Origin of the sequence: Kitasatospora misakiensis, from assembly GCF_042656005.1 — a bacterium.
Taxonomy (GTDB): Bacteria; Actinomycetota; Actinomycetes; order Streptomycetales; family Streptomycetaceae; genus Kitasatospora; species Kitasatospora misakiensis.
This window is the reverse complement of record NZ_JBHSOF010000022.1, coordinates 73,538-88,094: the sequence shown is the minus strand read 5'-3', so window position 1 is coordinate 88,094 and position 14,557 is coordinate 73,538. Positions and strand designations below refer to the sequence as shown.

11 protein-coding genes are annotated in these 14,557 nt (G+C 69.1%); 10 read left to right on the top strand and 1 reads right to left on the bottom strand.

From position 1 onward, the window contains the following. Positions 1-712: 712 nt before the first annotated feature. From ACFP3U_RS18680 to ACFP3U_RS18670, 3 genes are all read left to right on the top strand, one after another. Positions 713-1,099: a hypothetical protein gene (locus tag ACFP3U_RS18680; protein WP_380226688.1), complete on the top strand. Its 387-nt coding sequence runs from the start codon at positions 713-715 to the stop codon at positions 1,097-1,099. A 986-nt stretch (positions 1,100-2,085) separates the two neighbouring features. Further along, positions 2,086-2,472 carry a hypothetical protein gene (locus ACFP3U_RS18675; RefSeq protein WP_380226687.1) on the top strand — a complete coding sequence of 129 codons (387 nt, stop codon included), beginning with the start codon at positions 2,086-2,088 and terminating at the stop codon, positions 2,470-2,472. Positions 2,473-2,745: 273 nt separating this feature from the next. Further along, on the top strand, positions 2,746-4,806 hold the full coding sequence (locus tag ACFP3U_RS18670; RefSeq protein ID WP_380226686.1) for a hypothetical protein: 2,061 nt from the start codon (positions 2,746-2,748) through the stop codon (positions 4,804-4,806). 40 nt (positions 4,807-4,846) lie between these two features. Here the strand turns inward: ACFP3U_RS18670 and ACFP3U_RS18665 are convergent, their stop codons facing one another. Beyond that, positions 4,847-5,512, bottom strand: coding sequence for a hypothetical protein (locus ACFP3U_RS18665; protein WP_380226685.1), 666 nt, complete (start codon positions 5,510-5,512; stop codon positions 4,847-4,849). A 97-nt stretch (positions 5,513-5,609) separates the two neighbouring features. Between ACFP3U_RS18665 and ACFP3U_RS18660 the strand changes: the two genes are divergently transcribed. From ACFP3U_RS18660 to ACFP3U_RS18630, 7 genes are all read left to right on the top strand, one after another. Then, positions 5,610-6,029 carry a hypothetical protein gene (locus tag ACFP3U_RS18660; RefSeq protein ID WP_380226684.1) on the top strand — a complete coding sequence of 140 codons (420 nt, stop codon included), beginning with the start codon at positions 5,610-5,612 and terminating at the stop codon, positions 6,027-6,029. 404 nt (positions 6,030-6,433) lie between these two features. Continuing rightward, positions 6,434-7,396, top strand: a complete 963-nt coding sequence (locus ACFP3U_RS18655; protein ID WP_380226683.1) for a Mu transposase C-terminal domain-containing protein — start codon at positions 6,434-6,436, stop codon at positions 7,394-7,396. Further along, entirely contained in the window at positions 7,393-8,475 is a 1,083-nt protein-coding gene (locus tag ACFP3U_RS18650; RefSeq protein WP_380226682.1) for a P-loop NTPase family protein, read from the top strand. Before ACFP3U_RS18655 ends, ACFP3U_RS18650 begins: the two co-directional genes overlap by 4 nt. A 527-nt stretch (positions 8,476-9,002) precedes the next feature. Then, positions 9,003-11,825, top strand: coding sequence for a DEAD/DEAH box helicase (locus ACFP3U_RS18645; RefSeq protein ID WP_380226681.1), 2,823 nt, complete (start codon positions 9,003-9,005; stop codon positions 11,823-11,825). Positions 11,826-12,162: 337 nt separating this feature from the next. Then, positions 12,163-13,167 carry a hypothetical protein gene (locus ACFP3U_RS18640; RefSeq protein WP_380226680.1) on the top strand — a complete coding sequence of 335 codons (1,005 nt, stop codon included), beginning with the start codon at positions 12,163-12,165 and terminating at the stop codon, positions 13,165-13,167. A 425-nt stretch (positions 13,168-13,592) separates the two neighbouring features. Further along, the gene (locus tag ACFP3U_RS18635) at positions 13,593-14,036 is read left to right on the top strand and encodes a helicase associated domain-containing protein (protein ID WP_380226679.1); all 444 of its coding nucleotides are present in this window, start codon (positions 13,593-13,595) and stop codon (positions 14,034-14,036) included. A 12-nt stretch (positions 14,037-14,048) separates the two neighbouring features. Then, positions 14,049-14,411, top strand: coding sequence for a helicase associated domain-containing protein (locus ACFP3U_RS18630; RefSeq protein ID WP_380226678.1), 363 nt, complete (start codon positions 14,049-14,051; stop codon positions 14,409-14,411). Positions 14,412-14,557 lie beyond the last annotated feature (146 nt).

Genomic DNA, 14,557 nt, shown 5'->3' with positions numbered 1-14,557 from the left:
CACGATCCACTCGTCACGACGCAACGTCACTAGATGCCTCCTCAGCGTGGTGATCGGGCGCCATCGTGCCACGCGCCCAGACCGGTTGTACGCGGAAGCCCGTCGTTCGCCGGGCACTCCAGGAACCTGTGGCCTCGAATGTGTCCGACAGGACGATGATCTGGCCGTGCGGGCACGGTGGCACAGGGGCGACCCCTCCGCAGGTGCTGGCGCAGCCGAACTGCGGGCCGCACCGACGTCGCAGTCGGCGGGCGCACGCGGAGGTGGTGATGGCCCACATCGGCACCGCCGGACCCATGGGCGCCATCGCCGAGCAGCAGTTGCGGAAGAAACAGGACGGTACGTGCCCGGGTGAGTGGCAAGGCGGGCCGAGGGGCCGGGCGCGGGTTGGTGGTGCCCGCCGGTGATGGCCCCGGGTGTGCGTCTCGGGGCCAGCGGGCACCACCGCCAGCGTAGCGGCGTGGGATCGACAGGGGCGGTGGGCCGGTGCGGGGTTCGCGGGGGCTGGTGGGTGCCCGGTTCGCCCTGCGGCCCGGCGCAGCGGCCCGCAGGGTAGGGGGCGGGGCGGGCCGTGTGGGCAGGCAGCGGTGTCCTCCGGCAGGGGTGTCGGTCGGTTCGTCGGCGGATTTCGCCTCCGTCGGCCCGGGTGGTGGCCGATGATGGGGCCTGCCGGGTCCGTGGAGGCGGCCCGGGGCGGGGGAAGGGGTCGTGTGTGGAGTTGACGGGTACGGGTCTGCGCGGCTCGCCGTGGCCGGAACTGCTGCCCGACCGGCGCCCCGTCCTGGTCGTGCCCGCCATGGCCGCCTCTCCCGTCCTGGCCGGGGAGGGCTGGACGGCGCACCCGCCCGGGTGCGACCCGGCCCCCGGATGGTCCGCCGTCCTCGACGGGCAGCACCTGGCCGTGTGCCGGCCCGGCGGGCATCCCTGGTACGACGGTCCCGTCGCCGGCGGCCGCCAGTGGCAGCGCGCGATCCGCGCACACCGCACCCTGATGCTGGTCACCGGGCCGTTCACCGGTGTCCTCGACTTCAAGGCCGCCGCCGCCACCGGCGAGCTGCTGCTCCTGACGGTCGCCGCCCGCCTCACCGAACCGCCCTGACCCGTCGTCCGCCCCGGGCGGGGTGCGCCGACCCGCTCCAGCGGTGGAGGTGGACCGCCCGATCGTGCGGGCCGGTGGTGCTGAGGACCGCGAAGGCGGCCTCCGCGACCGTGGCGCCGGCGAGCACGCAGCCGCCACGGGCCAGCCGTTCGGCCGGGACGGCGTGTCGAAAACCGGTCGCCCGGTGCCGGTGACCGGCCCGCCGGGGACCTCGACCGCGACGTCGCGGTCGTGCGGGAAGTCCTGGCGGCGCCCGCGGGACCTCGGTGCAATAGCTGCCGCGACGACTCCCTGGATGATCCACCGCCCCGGGTTCCTGCGACTCACGGGCCTGCTCGACCCGGCGGTGCCGGCGGCCAGCGTGTTGTCGACGTGGGGCGCGGGCGAGTGGGAGATGGCCGTCGGGGATCTCGCCGAGCAGTTCTCCGAACACCACACCCCGCTGCCGGGGCCGCGGCGGCGCTCCGCTGGTGCCCCGACCCGCAGGCGGACACCGAGCGGTGGTGGGAGGTCGAGGACTCACCCCGGGCCGCGACCGCGCCGCTTTGCCGACAAGTGGCAGATGCTCCCGAGCGGCTCTGCTCCAGCAATCCCCCGCTCTCCCATCCGACACCCCGCACACCCATCGGCCCGACTACCGACGTCCGAGGCGCGATCACCGCTGATGGAGGACCGCCGTCCAGATCGCAGAGAACCCTTCGTCGACGGGGGCTGAATCCGGTCATGTTCAGACCGCCGACGATGAGACACGGTGAGACAGCCTGGGACCCACACGGACAACCACGAACCTCCACGGACAGCGAACGGGCCTGGCCGAACCCGGGCGTGCCAGGAGCAGCTGTCGTTTCGTCAGGGCCAGGTCGCGCCACACTTCCAGAATGCCGAGCTTTCACGACAGGAAGGCGATCGGTGACGCCCATGAGCGACACGTCACCGAGGAACTCAACCACCGCGGCTGGGATGTCAGCCCCTGGGGCCAAGGAGTCATGGGCGAGCCCGTGCGCCTGGCCCTCCGCAGCACCGACAGTTTCCTTCGCTGGACCCCCGACCTCATCGCGGCCCGGGACAGACAGGTCGTCATGATCGACTGCAAGAGCCGGATGACCAGCCGGACCAGCAGTCGGCACGCCATCGAGAACGCCGCCGTCACCGCCCATCTCCAGCTCGTCGCCTGGACCCGCCTGCCGCTGTACTACGCCTTCGACAACCTCGACCTCCTCACCCCCGGCGACGCCCTCGGCACGGGTATCCACGGGCCGCGAACCACCGCAGGTTCCGGCGCGCCCTACCTCCTCGTCCCATCCGACCGTGCCCTCGCCTTCGACCAGGTCTTCGGACCGCCCCGCCGCACCTCGCTCCCCAGGGTGGCCTGAACCCCATCGCCCGCTGGTGGCCAGCCCCTCCTGCGGGGGCTTTTCTACACCCGGCGAGTCAGGGCTACGTGATGCAGGTGCGTTGATCTTCCGGATTCCTGCTTCAGCAACTCGCCAAGGTCTCGCGCGGGACGTCTGCCGTTGTACAGATCGGTGGAGGAAACCAGGGACTCGCGAATCCCCCGCCCGTACCTGCAAATGCATGCCTGCCCGGGTTACCACAGTGGACGGATATCACCCGCAGCCAGCGCGAGACCGTGATTGTCCCCTCCCATGTTCTGGCTCAGCGACAGTCCGCGTCGTAGCACTTGCTCGGCCCCGTACTCGGGAGCACGCCGTGCGTGTTCACCGATCCGTGAGCGCCCGCGCACCGACCTGTCACGCCCGCGCGCTTCACCTGATCCGGCGGCGATTCCGGCCGCCCCCGTGACAGTCCGTACCGACCGCTCGTTTCGGCCGGTCGAAAGCCGGCGTCCGTTCACCGGAACCGGGATTCGAAGCAAAGGAGGCGGCATGGCACGGGAGTTCGCTTACGAAAGGCTGGACCTGACATCGGTCAACGGAGTCCGGAAGGTCGACCTCGACCATCCGGTGATCGGCGTGTTCGGGCCGATCGACACCGGAAAGACGACGCTCGTCGACGCTCTCGCCTATCCGCTCGGGTACGCCGTCAACTGGCGCCAGGTCCCCAAGGACCGCTTGGTCTCCGTCACGGTCGTCCTGCGGGTCGAGGGCATGCGGATCGCGCTCCGGCGTGCCCTGGGCACCCGCGCGCACCTGGTGGAACTGGTCGACCCCCGCACCGGACAGGTCGACGAGATCCTCGACGTGAAGCCGGACCCGAGCAGCGGACGGCGTACGGTCGGCGAGCTGCTGGTCGAACTGCTCGGCCTAGCACCTCTGTTCGCACCGCCGGAGGAGGTCGCGATCGCGGGCGGGACGGGTCGGCTGTCGTTCGAGCACTTGTACCCGCTGTGCTACCTGAGCCAGGACATGGTCGACGGCGGGGAACAGGTCCGCGGGACGAACACCGCCGCCAGCTACAAGGCCGTCGTCGAGCTGCTGCTGCATCTCACGGATCCGTACACCAGGGTCCTCACGGCGCGGCTGAAGCTCCTGGGTGAGGCGGTGCGTCCCTTGAAGGCGCGGGTCGAGCACGTCGAGGAGTTCCTGGCCCGGCCCGGGACCCTGGACGAGAACGCGTTGCGGCAAGAGCTCGAGAGCAGCCGCCTGGCGGAGCGGGAGGCGCTCATCGCGTTGGAGGAGTTCAAGGGCCGCCAGCGGGCTCTGACCGTCGACCAGGATCCGCTGCGGCGCAAGGTCGCCAGGCAGGAGCGGGCAGCGGCATCCTGCCGGTCCGCGGTCGCACAGGCGCAGGCAGAGGTGGAGCGGCTGGAACGGCAGCTTCGGGCGATGCAGCAGCGCGCGCAGGTCGGTCCCCGCTCGGTCAGCCCCTGTCCGGGCTGCGGCGGCGACCTGACCGGCCGGGTGGTCCAGGAGGGGTGCTGCCGGGTGTGCACGGAGCCCTGGGACGGCTCGCGGTTCGAGGCGCTGCTCGGCACAGCCGAGACCGAACTCCTGGCGGCCGGCCAGGAGGCCGCGCTGGCGGCCAAGGAGCTGAGCCGTAAGGAGGCCGACCTGGCCGCTGCGCAGGCCGAGCTGGACGCCCATCTCGACGCCCGGATCGGCCCGATCGCGGGCAGCCTGGAGCAGCTCGTCGCCGCGCACGCGTCGGCGAAGGCTCGCACGGCCGCGATCGAGACGGACCTGGAGCCGCACGCGCGGCTTCGGGACTACCGTCAGGAACTGGCCCGGGCGATCAGCGAGCGGGACGAGGTGAGGCAGCAGCTGAAGGACCACCGTTCGATGCTGTCCGGTCGGCAGGTCGCCGTGCAGGAGATCGAGGAGTTCTTCCAGAACATCATCGAGGCCCTCGGGCTTCCGGGTGATCCTGGCGCGGCAATCGACCGCAGCACCTATCTGCCGCGGGTGCGGCGGGGGCCGCTGACCAACGTCGGGCACGGCCTGCGGACCGTACTGAACGTCGCCTACCGCATGGCATTCACCAGCCACGCGCTCGTCACCGGCGCCACCGACCTGCCGACCCTGCTCGTCATCGACTCCCCGCGTAAGAACGTCGGCTACGGGGACGACGACCAGAGGCTGACCAGCCGCCTCTACACCCACTTCCTCGACCACATCACCGCGGTGCGGCAGGGCGCCACCCTGGTCCGCCCCTCCCAGGTCATCATCGTCGACAACGACCTGCCCGCCGGTTTCCGCAACCGCCTGCACCTCGTCGAACTCAGCCGGGAGAATCCGCTCGTCCCCTGAAGCCCCTTCTCGGCTGTACGAGGACCGGCCGAGGCGAAGGTCAGCCGTCGGCCGGTTCGACGAGCAGGGCGTGCAGGGTCTTCGTCGGATGGGGGTTGAGGACCTCCAGCCACGCCTGCCCGCAGTCCAGGTATCGGGGCATGAACTGGAAGTAGTGCCAGCCCAGGTCGACAAAACACGTCTCCTCGGCCACCGCGTGATCCATTCTCTTGCCGTGAAAGGTGACGGTCGACAGGTCACTGCCCCGGCCCTCGAGGAAGGCCGCAGCTGTGAGTGCAGCCCTGCGCAGGGAGCTGGTGTCGATCCAGCGCCGCTCGATGTGCCGAATGACGCTCCGCTCCCCGGGGCGGCCGTCGTCCAGGATCAGAGGGGTGACAGCGATCTCGCCCGCGGTGTACCGGGTGTGGAGTTCGATGCGGGCGGGCCGGGGCAACAGGTCCTCGATGCCGGCGAACGCCGGGAGCATGTGGTCGCGCGGGGCGCTGCCGGCGGCAGGGTCCGGTGTGAGGGCCGCAAGTCGCTGTCTGGCGACGTCGAACGGCTCGCCCCGACGCCACAGCAGGGTGAGTGGGAACCCCTCCGCGGTGAGGGAGTCGCGGCTGCGGAACTGGAAGGAGATCCCCCGGGTGTGGCCCCGCAGGCCCTGCTTCATGGACGTGTAGGAGTCTTTGCCGTAGCAGGAGGCGTGGAGGATTCGCTGAGCCACCGCTTGTCGGTGCCGTGCTCGACGACCACGTCGATGTCCTTGTAGGACCCGAAGAGGACCCGAAGACGTACACCTCGTCGAGAGACTAGTCGACGAAATGCGCGGTCATGCAATTTGGCATCTTCACCCCAAGGAGTCCCGGAACAGATATCTCCACTGGGCTGCAATTGCATCAGAGGCTCCAATCTTTGAGTACAGCTATGAGATCCTGGCCGAAGCAGCCAATCGGATCAATGAATCCGGTGGCCCGGATCGCATCCAACTGCCTGCCATGAGGGAATTTATCGAAATTCTGAAGTTCCGCCTGAGTGAGCTTCAAAGACTCCGCGCGCGCGAGCTGCGATCGCTTAGAGGAAACAGGGTAGATCCGGTCGACGATCACTGGCGTTGGCCAGATGAATGGAACATTCCATGGAATGGCCCAATCGGAGTCGCCAGCCTATGGGGGATTCAGGACCAGATCTTCCTCACCAGCAGATCGATCGATCGGTATCGCCAAGAGCTGACAACTCTGTGACGCCATTGCGCCCGGCTTACCTGGGCGGAGCGTGCCTCCTCACAGTCGGCGAGCGACCGCCCTGGTTTGGACAAGGATGACGCGACGTCTCCTGTTCAGCTTTCGCCGCCCGCCAAGCCATCGGACGCCGTGTCCTTCCGCGGCGTCGATGAAGATCCCGGCCGGGAATCGGCCCCGGACCGGCTATGTGGTCTCGTCTTGTCGGCATACGGCCATCCCGGTGGACGGGCCGTCCTACGAGACCACCCGAACGAGCTACAGCAACGACCACAACTCGTCGTCACGGACATGTAGTCTATGGATCACTGCAGGTCAGAGCCGGAACACGAGCTCCTGCGGTCGGTAAACTGCACTGGCAGCAGCACCGCCACGAGGGGCTGCGCAGCCCGAACCTGCCCGGTCTGGTGCTCACCCCCAACCAGATGTACGCGGCGCTCGTGGCCTGTGAGGGGTACGCGCCGCTTCCCCTGTCGCCGTCGCAGTCGCGCAAGCTGCTGCTCTGCGAGTGGCGACAGGTCGGCGACAAGGGCGTGCGGGTCGGCAACCGCACGTACAACAGCGCCGCGCTCCAGGCGTACAACAAGCAGCCCTCCGGGGTGCGAGGGCAGGGCAAGAGGTGGCCGATCCGCTTCGACCCGTACGCGCCGCGCTATGTGTGGCTGTTCGACCAGCGCCAGGAGCAGCTCGGCAAGGACCCGTGGGTGGAGGCCGAGTTCATCCACCAGGACCTGATCGACGGCGAGTGGTCCCAGTACCTGTGGCAGACCGCGGAGCAGGCCTTCCTCGAGGCCGGCGGCCCGGAGGAGCACGAGCAGCGGGAGCGCGACATCGCGTTGGCCGTCTCGGAGTTGCGGGAGCGGGCACGGCGCGGTCCCCTCGACGAGGGGCACCTCGCGCGGCCCGGGCGGCGTACGGGCGCAGCTCGGCGGCGGTGGCGCCGGCCGGGCCGGCCGTTCACTGGGCCTCAGCCGGCGGTGCGCCCGCCGGATCCGGACAGGTACGCCGGCATCAGTGTCCCCGACCCGGCCACGATCGTGCCGGCCCGATCGCTGGAGAGCCCCGCGCAGTTCTTCTTCCCTGATCAGGGCACCGGGCTGGGGCTGTCCGACGACGCGGGCGTGGCCGTGGACGGGCCGGCTGCTGTCGGTGGCACGGGCGAGCGGCCGTCACCGGACGCAGAACCGCCGGCGGGCACGGGCGTGGAAGCCGGGGTGAGGGCTGGGAAGGGGCTGCGGCTGGCGCTGCGGCGCGCTTCCACGGGCATCGCCGATCTGTTCCTCAGCGGCCTGCCAGCACCGACCGATACCTCCGATCCCGCTGCCCCGCCCCGGACAGCGGCCGGCTCTACCGACGAGGACAATTCGTGAACGACACCGCACAGCAACACACCGCACCCGCGCCGGCCAAAACCGCCCTGCTGCCGGGCGGCCCGTTCGACCCGGGGCCGCTGACGACTAAGGAGGGCTTCCGGACCCAGGCCCGGCGTACCTCCAAGCCACCCGACCTGCAGGACTGTGCCCCGTTGGGCACGAAGGTGACGCTGTCGGACCCGCGGCTGGTCTATCACGGCCGGCTGCTGCCGGTGGAGACCGATGATGTGGCCATCGGCATGAACCAGGCCCGCCGGATGCTGCTGAAGAACCTGACCCCCGGCAACGGGCGCGGGCCGAACTTCGTCGTCGACGGGCCGCGCCTGAGCGGGAAGTCGCATTTGGCCGCGCTGATCGCTCTCGGGTTCCATGCCCTGGTCGAGAAGTCGTACGGGGCGGACCCTGATCGGTACCCAGTGGTGTACATCAATGTGCCGCACGACCGCGCGGACGATCTGCACTGGTCGCTGCCGTTCGCAGACTTCCTCGGCATCGAGCACTCACGTTCTCCCGAGACGATGAACCATCGGGCGGTCGACATGACCGAGCCCATCGTGCGGATCATGCAGCGGGCCCGTACGCGGCTGGTCGTGGTCGACGGTGTCGAGTACATCAGGAGCGGCGAGCGTCAGACCGCGTTCGACTACCTTCTCCGTCTTCAGGACAGGTTGCCCGGCGTCACGTTCCTGTTCTGCGGCATCGGTGCGAGGGAGATCGTCCGGGCCGGGTACGGGGACCACCGGAGCCAGGCTCCGGCCGCGGGCACGCACGGGCCGCGGCCCCACAGTGGCTTCCCGACCCTGTGGGTGCGGCCCGTCCCGTACACCGAGGCCGATTCCGAGCAGTGGCACAGGGTGCTGGGCAAGGTCGAGGAGAACCTCCGCCTCTACGAGCACAAACCCGGGACCCTGCGTAACCTGGCCGCTTACCTCCACGGGCGCACCGATGGCTCCATGCATGTCCTGGACCAGCTCATCTGCCAGGCCGCCCAGGCCAGCGTCCTGGAAGGAACCGAGAGGATCGACCAGGACCTCCTCGACTCGATCCTGACCGGGTACGACGACCCGGCCTACTGACCTGCCTCGGCCGCCTGGCGGGCGCAGGGCCGGCGTGACCGGCGGGCGGCTTCCACAGGTGGCTCCGGGTCGAATGCGCACCACTGCTGTCAGGGCGGATCTGTCCTGGCAGTGACTGCCCGGTCCGTCCCATCACACATCGGACGGCGACGCTGAAAGGCGCGACGCATGTACAAGAGCAGCGAGGTGTGGGCAGCGCCCACGAAGTGGGAGAAGAACCCGTCCGCCAACTCCTCGTCCCCGCAGGGGATCTGGATGTCGAGGAAGCCGACGGGGAAAGTCGGCTGCGCGGGTTGTTCGGCAGCTGGCCCGCCGTCGAGGTGACAGAGGAGACACCTGACGGGGCGGGCGTCCTGACCGCCGTGATCCCGGCGGGCGCGCCGTCTGGCGAGGTGACGTGGATCGGGGAGCGGTCCCAGACCGGGCCTGATGCGGTCAGGCAGTCGCTCCACGGCTCCATCGGATACCGCCCCCACGGTGAGCCGGGGAGTCTGCGCCGTCCGCAGCTCGGAGCGCTGCATGCCGTCATGGCGCACTGGGCTTCGGGACTGCCCGATCCCGGTGTCGTGGTGATGCCGACCGGGACGGGCAAGACCGAAACCATGCTGGCCGTGCTGGCGGCCGCCGATGTGGAGCGGCTCCTGGTACTGGTGCCCAGCACGGCACTGCGGGATCAACTCGCCGGGAAGTTCGAGACGCTCGGCGTCCTGCAACGTGAGCAGATCGTGGACGCTGGCGCCCTGCGCCCGTGCGTGGGACGGCTGGAGCACTCCTTCACAGACCCCGGCGAGGCGGCCCGGTTCGCACAGGCGTGCAACGTCGTCGTCGCCACTCCCTATGTCCTCAACAGGTGCTCGCTGGCCGTGCGGACAGCATTGTTGGGCTCGTTCTCGCACCTGATCGTGGACGAGGCCCACCATGCCCCCGCCGCCACCTGGACACGTGTGATCGACACGTTCTCCGGCCGCCCCGTCCTCCTGTTCACCGCCACCCCGTTCCGCGAGGACGGCCTCCGCCTGCCCGGCCGCATCATCTTCCGTTTCCCTCTCAGAGAGGCGCAGCGGGACGGCATCTTCGGGCGAATCAACTACCGCGCCGTCCTCGGGCAGCGCGACACCGACCGGGAGCTGGCAGAAGCCGCAGTGGGCCAACTACGCAGCGATCGGGCTGCCGGGTTCGACCACCTGATGATGGTCCGGGCCGAGAGCATCGCGAAAGCGGAGGAGATCGGCGAGATCTACCGGGCACTGGCCCCGGAGTTCGCGCCGACGGTGGTGCACCAGAACGTGGGAACCCGCCGCCGCACCGCGGCCATGCAGGCGTTGAAGAACCGCAGCTGCCGCATCATCGTCTGTGTCGACATGCTCGGAGAAGGCTTCGACGAGCCGGCGCTGAAGATCGCCGCCATGCACGCGGCCCGCCGCAGCCTGAGCCCGATGCTGCAGTTCATCGGCCGATTCGCACGGGCCCGGGAAGGCCTGGGCGAGGCCACCTTGTTCGTCGCGCACGAGCCCGACGCCACCTCGCCGCTGCGCCAGCTGCTGCGGGAGGACGCCGACTGGAACCTGCTACTGCAGGACCTGACCGACAGCGCCACCTCGAACGCCGAGGAGATCGGCGCCTTCGACGCCACGTTCACCGACGCACCGGAAGACGTCACGGTCAGCGTCCTGGAACCGAAGATGAGCGCCGTCGCCTACCGCGCGCCCAGCCCGCGGTGGACACCCGAGGCGGCACTCGCTCTGTTCCGCGGCAACTCCCAGGTCCTCGACAACACCCTCGCCACCGGCGGCCAGGACAACCCGGTCGTCTGGTTCGTCGTCGAACACCGCAGCACCGTCCGCTGGGGCGCACCACAGACCCTCGAGCAAGTCATCTACGAGCTCTACGTCCTGTACTTCGACGTCACGCGGCAGCTGCTGTACATCCACGGCTCGGAGAAGTCCGGCACCTACAAGGAGCTCGCCGAGGCGGTACTGGGCCCGGACTGCGAACTGATCAACGGAACCCAGACCTACCGGGTGCTGGCCAAGATCGACCGGCTCATACCCAGCAACGTCGGGCTCAAGGACGCCCGCAACCACTTCACCAGGTTCTCCCTGCACGTCGGCAGCGACGTCTCCCAGGGCTTCGACACCTCCCAGGAACACAAAAGCCAGACCCACATCGCCGCGTCCGGATTCGAGAACGGCGACAGCGTCTCCATCAGCGCCGCCTACGCGGGGCGGTTCTGGACCCCGACAACCGCCCCGAACCTCAAGGCCTGGACGGACTGGTGCGACCACCAGGGCAGCAAGCTCCTGGACAGCACCATCAACCTCGACCGGATCGTCGACGGGTTCATCATCCCCGAGGACATCGACGAGCGGCCCGGGTTCGTCCTACTCGCCGTCCAGTGGCCCTGGCAGGTCTACACCGGCGCCGGCAGGCGACTCAACGTCCACCACGAGGGCCGTTCCTACCCGCTGGTGGACGTCGACTTCGAGGTCGACGAGCACTCCCCCACCGGGCCGTTCCGCTTCTCCCTCGTGACCGACACCTGGCGGATCCCCTACCAGGGCGACTACGAGAACAAGCGCCTCGTCTACCGGCCGCTGGACATCGACGCGCAGGTACAGAGCAGCTCCCGCAGCGCCAAGGCGGTGCCGCTGCAGGCGTGGCTCAACGCCAACAGGCCCGAGCTGTTCCTGGAGGGCGACCGCCTCATCGACGACGAGGGCCGCCTGCTCAACCCCGGCTACACCCGACTCCCCTTCGACACGAGCAAGTTCGTGCCGCTCGACTGGCAGGGCGTGGACTTTACCAAGGAGTCCCAGCGGCCCGAGCGCCGCCCGGACTCCATCCAGTTCCAGATGTCCGCATATCTACGCGCATCGACCGCATTCGACGTCCTCATCGACGACGACGGCCCCGGCGAGGCAGCCGACCTCGTCGGCCTACGGGTCACCGACGGCCGCTACCTCGACGTCACACTGGTGCACTGCAAGTACACCAAGGCCACCGCCGGTCTGCGTATCGACGACCTGTACGAGGTCTGCGGCCAAGCCGTGCGCGGCGCCAAGTGGCGTCGCGGCGATGTCCTCCCCCTGCTAGACCACCTGCGCGACCGCGCCCAGAGATACATGGAACGCACCAACGGCATCTCCCCGTACGAGCTCGGCACCCCGAGGGAACTCATCGCCATCCGCGACATCGCCCGCACCCTGCGCCCGCGCTTCCACACCGTCATCGTCCAACCCGGCCTCCAGGCCGGCCGAGCCACACACGACCAGCTGCTCGTGCTCGCCGGAGCAGAGCAGTACGTCCGCCACGTCACCGCCGGCGACTTCACCGTCTACTGCAGCCCCTGAGCCCGCCTGGCCCATCCTGCGGGCACACTGGCTGCGGGTGGGCGGGGACGACTGACACCATGGCCGTCCACTCGGCCCGGAGGTCCCCAGATGCCCCGAGGATGAACGCCGAAAGGAGCGCAAGGTCGGCACTTCGGTGACCGCGTCCGCAGACACCGTCCCGTTGGGAGCAGCGTGCGGAACCGCTCCGCACCGCTTGCCTGCGGCTCCACCTCGTCGTCAGGGCCGCCCGTTCAACAGCCAAGGCGGGAAGCTGTGCGGATGGGCGGAGCCGCAAGCGGTCCGACCATCGAAAAATGCAGGTCGGGGTGTCGGCCGGGACGGCTACATTCAGTGGATGACCTCGGCTGACCAGATCCTGGCGTTGGTGCGGACCGCGCTGGACGAGTTCGACGACCGCCCACTCACTGTCTCCGTCCGTCGGGCTGTACGCATCGCCAGCCTGGCCGGCGACTCCCAGGTCGCGGTGCGACTGGGGTTGGAGCTGCGCCCTTCGGGCGGTGACCCACAAGCGAACGGCGAGGCGACGCGGCGTCTGATGGCCGACCCCACCCTGTGGGAGTCGGCGGACGGTCCTGCGGAAGCCGCACTGCGCGAGTATCTCGGAGACCGCGTGGTGGACAGGAAAGACCCCAAGTCCCATTTCGCGGGGCACTCCATCAGCGAGATCGAGTATCTGCTCGGGCTGTTCGAGCCGGAACTGGCCTCCGACAGTCCGCCGGCGAGGGTCGTCAAGAGCGCAGCGATGCTCAGGAACGTCCAGGAGCTGGCGCGGCATCGGACATTCGTCTACCTGTGCGAGTGGGAGCGCCGCTTCGGCTACAGCTCGATCAACGACTCGATCTTCGGCAGCTACAAGGCCGTGATGGACCGTCTTCTCAGCACGCACGCGCCGGACCTCGTCGAACGGTTCAACACGGTCTACCGCCGCCTGAACGAAGCAGCCACCCAGGACCCTGCCCGCCCGGCAGGCGAGGAGCTGTCGCAGGCCCTCACCACCTGCCGCCGAATCCTGGAGGCCGTGGTCGGCCAAGTCCTCCCGGCTCAGGCAGAGCCCTCCGCCGCAGGCTTCAAGCTCGACCAGGCCTCCTACCGAAGCCGCCTGTTCGAGTTCATCAAGATCGCGAACGAGAGCAAGAACGTCTCCGAGGCGACGATCGCCATGGCCGATGGGCTACACGCCAGATTCGCCGCGTTCGACAAACTGACCAGCAAGGGTGTGCACGCCGACGTCGCGCTCCGGGCGGCCAACATGTGCGCCCTGAACGTGTACATCCTCTGCGGTGAAGTTCTACTCCTCAAGCAGCAGACGGAGTCCGACGCCACAACCGAAGTCGGATAGCACGGGCCCGGACAGACGGAAGGCACTGGCGTTCCGGCGGCCGATCCATGGCCGCTGGTGTTCCAGGTGCCCGGCGGGCGGGTCAAACATCTGACCCAGCAGCGCACCCGATCGAGCCGCGGACCAAGCAAACAGCGGCCCACCCGCACCGGCCCCTTGATCAACAACAGGCCTGGCGCGTTCCACCGGCCACCTCATGTTGCCCTATAGATCGCACCATCGCTTCCGAGGCTCGTCCCAGTTCCTGCAAACCACCAGGTCAGCAGCCATGGATCCATGCCCAAATGAGGAAATCCACAGCTCATGGCCGTTGAGACACCTTGTTCCAGTTTTTGCAGAACACCAGCTCAAGAGCATGGTCCAGAAATCAGCTGCTTCAAAATCACTGGCACGACACAACCCGGGCCGGGCTGGAGCCACACCAGATGTACCCGCTGGGGCACTGGGTGAGCGAGCAGCGCAAGGCGTACGCGGCCGGGCGGATGGAGGGTGGGCGGGTCGAGCGGCTGGAGTTGCTCGGTATGGTGTGGGATCCGTTGGACGCGGTGTGGGAGGAGAACCTAGCTGCTTGCCGGGAGTACTTCGAGCACCACGGCACGTTGGCCGCGCCCCGTACGGCCACGGCGTTGGACAGGCAGGTAGGGCAGTGGCTGTCCAACCAGCGCCGCCCGGGTGTCCTGGCCGGGCGGACGGAGCGGGTGGAGGCGTTGGGGGCCATCGATCCGGACTGGAACCCCGGGTGGCCGCTGGAGTGGCAGCGCCACTACGCCGCCGTACGCGTGTGTGTCCAGGGCGGGGCCAAGCTGTCCGATCTGCTGCCCGGAGTGACGATCCACGGGCTGGACGTGGGGCGGTGGCTGGAACGTTAGCGCCGGCGCATCGTGTGGCAGGGGCTGACGGGCGGGCAGCGGCAGCGGCTGGCCGCACTCGGTGTCCAGCCCGACGCGGCCCCGGCCGGACAGGCCGAGGGCGGCGCGGTGAAGGGCGCAGCAGGCGGGGGGCGGGGGGCCGGCGTTGGGAAGGCGAGTGCGTTCGGGCGGGGCATGGGCGCGCTCGCCCAGTACCGGGAACGGACCGGGTCGGTGACCGTGCCCCGGAGCCATGTTGAGGAGGTCCCGGACGGCGACGGCGGCACTGTCGCGGTGAAGCTCGGGGTGTGGATCTCCAACACCAAAACCCGCCGGGCCAAACTCACCGAGGTGCAGCTGGAGCGGCTGGCAGAGCTCGGCCTCGACTGGCGCTGACCCCGCCCGGCCGTGCTGCCCGCTGGAGGCGCTCCAAGCCGTCTCTGCCGCTCTCTGCCTGCCGTGTTCGAGCGGCGGGCAGAGCCGTGTCCGGTCCTTCTGGCGGCCTTCTGGGCCGCCCACGCGCCGCGCCCGCCCCACCTCGA